General features: G+C 32.4%; 7 protein-coding genes and 1 pseudogene. 7 read left to right on the forward strand and 1 reads right to left on the reverse strand.

Annotated elements, in window-relative coordinates; genetic code table 11:
- Positions 1 to 251 precede the first annotated feature (251 nt).
- Positions 252 to 641: a D-Ala-D-Ala carboxypeptidase family metallohydrolase gene (locus B6S12_RS09960; protein WP_111230631.1), complete on the reverse strand. Its 390-nt coding sequence runs from the start codon at positions 639 to 641 to the stop codon at positions 252 to 254.
- A 161-nt stretch (positions 642 to 802) separates the two neighbouring features.
- Between B6S12_RS09960 and B6S12_RS09965 the strand changes: the two genes are divergently transcribed.
- From B6S12_RS09965 to B6S12_RS09995, 7 genes and pseudogenes are all read left to right on the forward strand, one after another.
- Positions 803 to 1240, forward strand: coding sequence for a hypothetical protein (locus B6S12_RS09965; RefSeq protein WP_111230632.1), 438 nt, complete (start codon positions 803 to 805; stop codon positions 1238 to 1240).
- A gap of 10 nt (positions 1241 to 1250) precedes the next feature.
- Positions 1251 to 2051: a phage protease gene (locus tag B6S12_RS09970; protein WP_111230633.1), complete on the forward strand. Its 801-nt coding sequence runs from the start codon at positions 1251 to 1253 to the stop codon at positions 2049 to 2051.
- Positions 2052 to 2053: 2 nt separating this feature from the next.
- Positions 2054 to 2599, forward strand: a complete 546-nt coding sequence (locus tag B6S12_RS09975; protein ID WP_111230634.1) for a hypothetical protein — start codon at positions 2054 to 2056, stop codon at positions 2597 to 2599.
- A gap of 2 nt (positions 2600 to 2601) precedes the next feature.
- Positions 2602 to 3576 (forward strand): major capsid protein, encoded by a 975-nt coding sequence (locus B6S12_RS09980; RefSeq protein ID WP_111230635.1) that lies wholly within the window; start codon positions 2602 to 2604, stop codon positions 3574 to 3576.
- 290 nt (positions 3577 to 3866) lie between these two features.
- Positions 3867 to 4292, forward strand: a complete 426-nt coding sequence (locus tag B6S12_RS09985; RefSeq protein WP_111230636.1) for a phage protein Gp36 family protein — start codon at positions 3867 to 3869, stop codon at positions 4290 to 4292.
- A complete protein-coding gene (locus B6S12_RS09990) occupies positions 4285 to 4767 on the forward strand; it encodes a DUF1804 family protein (RefSeq protein WP_111230637.1) in 483 nt (160 codons plus the stop codon). Before B6S12_RS09985 ends, B6S12_RS09990 begins: the two co-directional genes overlap by 8 nt.
- 58 nt (positions 4768 to 4825) lie before the next feature.
- A pseudogene (locus B6S12_RS09995) lies at positions 4826 to 5459 on the forward strand (phage terminase large subunit); the annotation flags it as partial.

Below are 5459 nucleotides of genomic sequence, written 5' to 3' on the forward strand. Positions count from 1 at the left end.
GGATTATTTTTAGCAATAAAAACACCTGCTACAATTCCACCACAAAAAACTGCTGTATAAATCAATAAATCTAACATCTTTACTCCTTTAATATAGATTGCTTTTAGGCTAAAGCCTTTGTATAAAAAATTCTAGCAGTGACGGTGGGGCTGTGGGAGTTTTTGTAAAATTTTTAGAGGGAGGCTAGAGCTATTCTCTGCGACCTCTATAAAATTTTACAAATCTATCACATCGCCCACCCCAATGCGAATTTACTTATATTCCCATCTTGCTTTTTTGCCTCTTGTATCTAAATGCACAAACCCTGCATGAGGATTGTTTGCATTTCTTTTAATGGCAATTCCCAAAGGCTCTTCCCCCCATTTTTCTAAAACAAAGTTATAAACCTCTTGTGTCTTTACCCCTTTAACGATAAAATCCACAGCACTTCCAATGGTGTGTTGAGAATTTGTAGCACCGCCTACTTTTACATTGTGTGTGGGACAACGATAAGCACTATTAATGATAATAGGAGCTTCAAAAAATTCTCTAATCTCACAAAGAATGCTAACTAGCTCATCACTTGGCACATTAGGAGGACGATTGCATTTACCACATTTACAATCAAACTCACTTTCTTTAAAATAAGGGTTTTGTAACATTTTAATTCCTTTAAAAAACCAAATTCAAGGCGAAGTTTAGTTTAAAATTCACACCAAAAACTAGAAAAATATTGTGCTAAAGCTTTGTTGCAAAAACCTTTCTTTGATTTTAATAAAGGTGCTTTTTTATAATTGCTCCAAATTTTTTAAAAGGTATTGCTTTGCTAAAAGAATTTGAAAAAGATTTACTTTTAACTTTAAAAGATTTTAATGCTAGAAGTTATCTTGGTGAGTTTGAAGAAATTGAAAAATTAAAAACTTGCATTAATGGAGAAGAAACTTTAGTGTTTGTGGATTTTGTAGGAGAAAAATTTACAGATTTAGAGAAAAAGTCTGCTACTTTTAAAATCTATCTTTTAACACACACAAGTTCCAAAGCTACAACACATAGAGTAAATGCAAAACACAAACTCTTTGATACCTTAGAACTTATAGATGAAAAACTTAAAAATGCAGAATTAAACAATGGCTTTAGAATAGAGCTAAAAGAGCTTAAAAAAATCCATGAAGGAATAAGTGAGCATGGATATTTGAGTGTTTATGCAAGAGAGATTGAAACTCTTATGCTTAAAGAAGATTGTTTTTTAACATTGAAATAAAGGAGTAAAAGTGCTTTTTGCAAATAGGGATTTTATTAGCGAAATCAAAGAAGACAAACCTATAAAGGTTGCAGTAATTGGAGAATGGAGGGGACACCCTAATGGAAGTTTTAAGGTTTTAAAGCAAGACTTAGAATCTATGCTAGAAGATTTTAACCAAAAAAAGATTGATGTAGTAATTGATTATGAACATCAAAGCTTAAAAAATCAAAAAGCACCCGCAGCAGGTTGGATTAAATCTCTTTTTATTGAAGATAACGCACTTTTTGCAAATGCAGAATTTAACGAAGAAGCAAAAAACTATATTAAAAATAAGCAATACCGCTATCTCTCTCCAGTCTTTGAATTTAACTCAAAAGACAATAAAAGTGGGGAAATCATAAAAGCAAAGCTCCATTCTGTTGCACTAACAAATACCCCTTTTATTGATGAGCTTGGAGAGCTAATAGCAAATTCTAATAAATTTAAAGGAGAAATTATGGACAAACAAAAAGAATTAGAAGAGCAAATTATTGCTTTAAAAAATGAAAAAGAGGAGCTTTTAAAAAATCTAGAAGCCTTAAAAAAAGAAAGAGAAAAACAAAACAAGCAAATGGCAAATTCTTTGGTGGAAAATGCAATTTCTAGCGGAAAAATTGCAAATTCTCAAAAAGAATGGGCTCTATCTTATGCTTGTAAGGATTTAGAGGGTTTTAATACCTTTTTAGCAACGCACAAAGAAACTCCCCCTACAAATAATCTTTATGCAAACAAAGCTCAAGCCAAAAAAGATGATGAAGTAGATGTGGTTAATTTGATTTTAGGAGAGTAAAAATGGCTAAAACCAAAAAAGTAGAACAAGAAGAGCTAGAAACACAAACTCTTAAAGAGCAAGAAACACCCTTGCAAGATGTAGACAAAATTCAAGAAGAAGCAGAAATGTCGCCCTTGCAAGATATGGGAGAAGATACACAAGGAGAGCAAGAGGGGCAAATCCCACAACCACCCACACAAAAAGGAAAAAATATGGAAGAAAGATTGTTGCATAAATTGCCTTTAGGGCTAGAGAGTATTGTAGCCAAAGATTTGCATTCTATGAATGCTAATGTGGATTTAGAAGAAAATGAAAGCTTACCGCTTGGCACAATTTTAATCAGCGAAGATTATGGAGCAAGTTTTAAAAAATGTCCTAATGCTGATATTAGTGCTAAAACAAATATCAAGCTTGCAATGTTAAAAGATGATGTTTTTGCAAATGGAATTTATGGAATCTTGACTGAAGGAGAAATCACTCTAGGTGGAGATTTAGCAAAAGAAATCCATACAAGTGCGGTGCAAAAAGCATTCTTGCAAGATTTAATCATTAACATTAAGGAGTAAAGATGAATTTAGAAGAACTTTTAGAATATTTTAAAAGCGATAAGCTTACACAAACCATCACACAATATAAGGCAAGTCCTCATTTCTTATGCGATGGAATTTTTAAAGAGAGAGTGCCTTGCCTAGAAAATATGGCTAAAGTTAAAATTATTAAAGGTGCAGGAGTAGTGCTAACTTCTATTAGTGAGAATGGAGAACATCTTTTAGATGAAACCAGTGAGGCTTATATTTTAAAAATCCCACTTCCACGATTTGCACTCATTAAACATATTAGTGCAAGTGAGATTAATTCTTTGCGTTCTTTATCTTTACAGAGTGCCCAAGTAAAATCTCTTGCAGGTGCTGTGGGCGTAAAAATTAAAGAAGCCAAAGAAAGCTTTAACACTACTTTAGAATATATGGCTGCAGGAGCTTTGTTTGGAAAAGTTATGGATGGAAATGGAAATTTACTTTTTGAATTTGGGAATTCTAATAAGCCTAAAGTAGATTTAAAAAATGACAAAAGCAAAACGCTTTTTAATTTTATAGATGAGATTGATGCAAAGCTAGTTAGTGAATATGGTATCAACTATAAATATGAAGTGCTTTGTGGAAATGAGCTTTTTGCAAAGCTAAACGAACAAGCCCTAAGTGAAGATGCTTTTAAAAATAATCTTGCAAGAAGAAATGAAGATGGCACTTTAGAAATTTTAGGCAATCGCTTCAGAAGATATAGTGCAAAGTATAAAAATCTAAAAGGCAAAGAGGTGGATTTTTTAAGCAGTGAAAAAGGTATTGTTGTGCCTAAAGATAATTCTTCTAAGATTTTTTATGGAAGAGCAAACCATACAGAAGCACTAAACAAAGAGCCAAGCTTAATGTTTGTGTCTAAGCCTGAAATCCTGCCAAGAGGTGCTGGGATTGAATTTGTAGCAGAGATGAGAGCGATTCCTGCATGTTCTAGACCAAATGGATTAATTGAAATTGCTCTAGTCTAAGTAAATTCGCATTAGTGATAGCATTCAAAAGATTTAGAAAATTTATAAGAGGTCGCAGAGTATAGCTCTAGCCTCCCTCTTAAAATTTTCTAAAAGCTTATAAAGCCTACCAGCTACTGCTAGAATTTTTGTTTTCCCAAAGGGATACCAAGCTTTTATTGCAAAAAGTGTGAATTTAAATTTAGAGGCGTTTTAAAAGCGTTTTTATAAAAAGCCATACAAAGATACTAAAAAGAAATTTTAAACGATTTTAACCACATTTTAACCATATAGAAAAAGGAATAAAACTTATGGAATTAACTTTAAAACCTGCAATGATTAACGAACTAGATTTAACCAAAGAATTAAGTTTAAAATCTTTAGCAGAACTTAGCGATTTAGATGCTAAAAATATTTGCGATACTGCTGTGATTGATGATTGCATAAGCGATGCAGTAAGCTATATTGCGAGTTTTATAAAAATACCTAAAAACCCAACCTCACTTTTAAAAGATATTTGTGTAAAGCTTACAATTATGGAATTAAAGCGTCGCAATGATTTTCCAAAGGAAAGCTTAGAAGAGATTAGAGAGTGGGCTAATGAACTACTTTTAAAAATGGCAAATAAAAAAATTCCAACTGAAATTAATGAAGAAGAGGATTTTATCCCACAAAATAAAATAAGAGCTTTTAAACATACAAGAGCAAGAATGGACTTAAGGAGAATAAATGGCTAATAACGACTTAAAAGAACTTGCAAAAGAGCTTTATATTGCAGGGTTTGATATTTTAAAGATTGCAAAAATCTTAAACCGCAATGAAAAAACCATAAGAAACTACAAAGCTAAAGATGGAGATTGGGACAAGCTTAAAGCTAATCTTTTAACTTCAAAAATCAAAGATAAAGAAAGTGCTTCTTTATATGAGAGTTTTACTGAGCAGATGTTTTGTGCGATTGAAAATATTAATGCAGATTCTAAAATGAATGCAGAGAAAAAAACAGAAGCTATTGCAAGGATAGGCGATAGCTTTTCAAAAATGAGAAAAGTAGCAAGATTAGAAGATCCAAGTAGCTATCGTTTAAATGTTGCTAAAAAGGTGGTTGAAATTATCATAAACCATTTAAAACACGATAAAGATTGCGTGGTTAAGCTTGTGGCTTTATTAGAAAGTGGTGTGATAGAAAAAGAAATTTTAGCAATGGAGCTTTAAATGTTTCCCAATCGCCACGATAATTTCTTTTACAGAAAGTTTTGTTTAAGGGATTATTATGCTTTTTTCTAAAGAAGAACTGGATGAGTTTTTAATCGTAAATGAGCAAAAACACGCAAATACTCCAAATGAACTAAAAGGAGCTATGCAAAGAAAAGACTTTTTAGAATGGATGGAGGGACTTAAAAGCGAACTTAAAGCACAATTTGCAAGTGAATCCCATTTAAATCCTAACCTAAAAGAAGAGAGAATTAAAAGAGCAAGTGTGGATTTTTTATATTTTGCAAGGACTTATTTTCCACATTATTTTACTATTAAAGGTGAGTGTGCTTTGCATTTGCATTTAAATGAAGTTTTTACAAAAATCGCACTTAAAAAAGAGAGTAAAGGCGAAAAACACGCCATAGCTGCTCCAAGAGCTCATGGTAAATCCACTTACACTTCACAACTCTTTCCTTTGTGGTGTTTGGTTTTTAACTATAAAAGCTTTATAGTAGAGATTTCAGATGCAGTTGAGCTTATGGAGGGAATGCTAGAAGCTATAAAAGCAGAATTAGAAGATAATCCGCATTTAAAGCTTGACTTTCCTAGTGTTGTAGGCATTGGCAAGACTTGGCGTGTAGGAGAGTTTGTAAGCAATAATGGTGTAAAGATTAAAGCCTTTGGAAGTGGTAAAAGACTGCGTGGGGTTA

The sequence above is a fragment of the Helicobacter valdiviensis genome (genome assembly GCF_003245365.1).
In the GTDB taxonomy this organism is placed as follows: domain Bacteria; phylum Campylobacterota; class Campylobacteria; order Campylobacterales; family Helicobacteraceae; genus Helicobacter_D; species Helicobacter_D valdiviensis.

Excerpts from the sequence above, each read along its gene's own strand:
- B6S12_RS09990 (WP_111230637.1), top strand. The coding sequence starts at position 4,285 with ATGGCTAATAACGACTTAAAAGAACTTGCAAAAGAGCTTTATATTGCA.
- B6S12_RS09960 (WP_111230631.1), bottom strand. The coding sequence starts at position 641 with ATGTTACAAAACCCTTATTTTAAAGAAAGTGAGTTTGATTGTAAATGT.
- B6S12_RS09980 (WP_111230635.1), top strand. The coding sequence starts at position 2,602 with ATGAATTTAGAAGAACTTTTAGAATATTTTAAAAGCGATAAGCTTACA.
- B6S12_RS09975 (WP_111230634.1), top strand. The coding sequence starts at position 2,054 with ATGGCTAAAACCAAAAAAGTAGAACAAGAAGAGCTAGAAACACAAACT.
- B6S12_RS09985 (WP_111230636.1), top strand. The coding sequence starts at position 3,867 with ATGGAATTAACTTTAAAACCTGCAATGATTAACGAACTAGATTTAACC.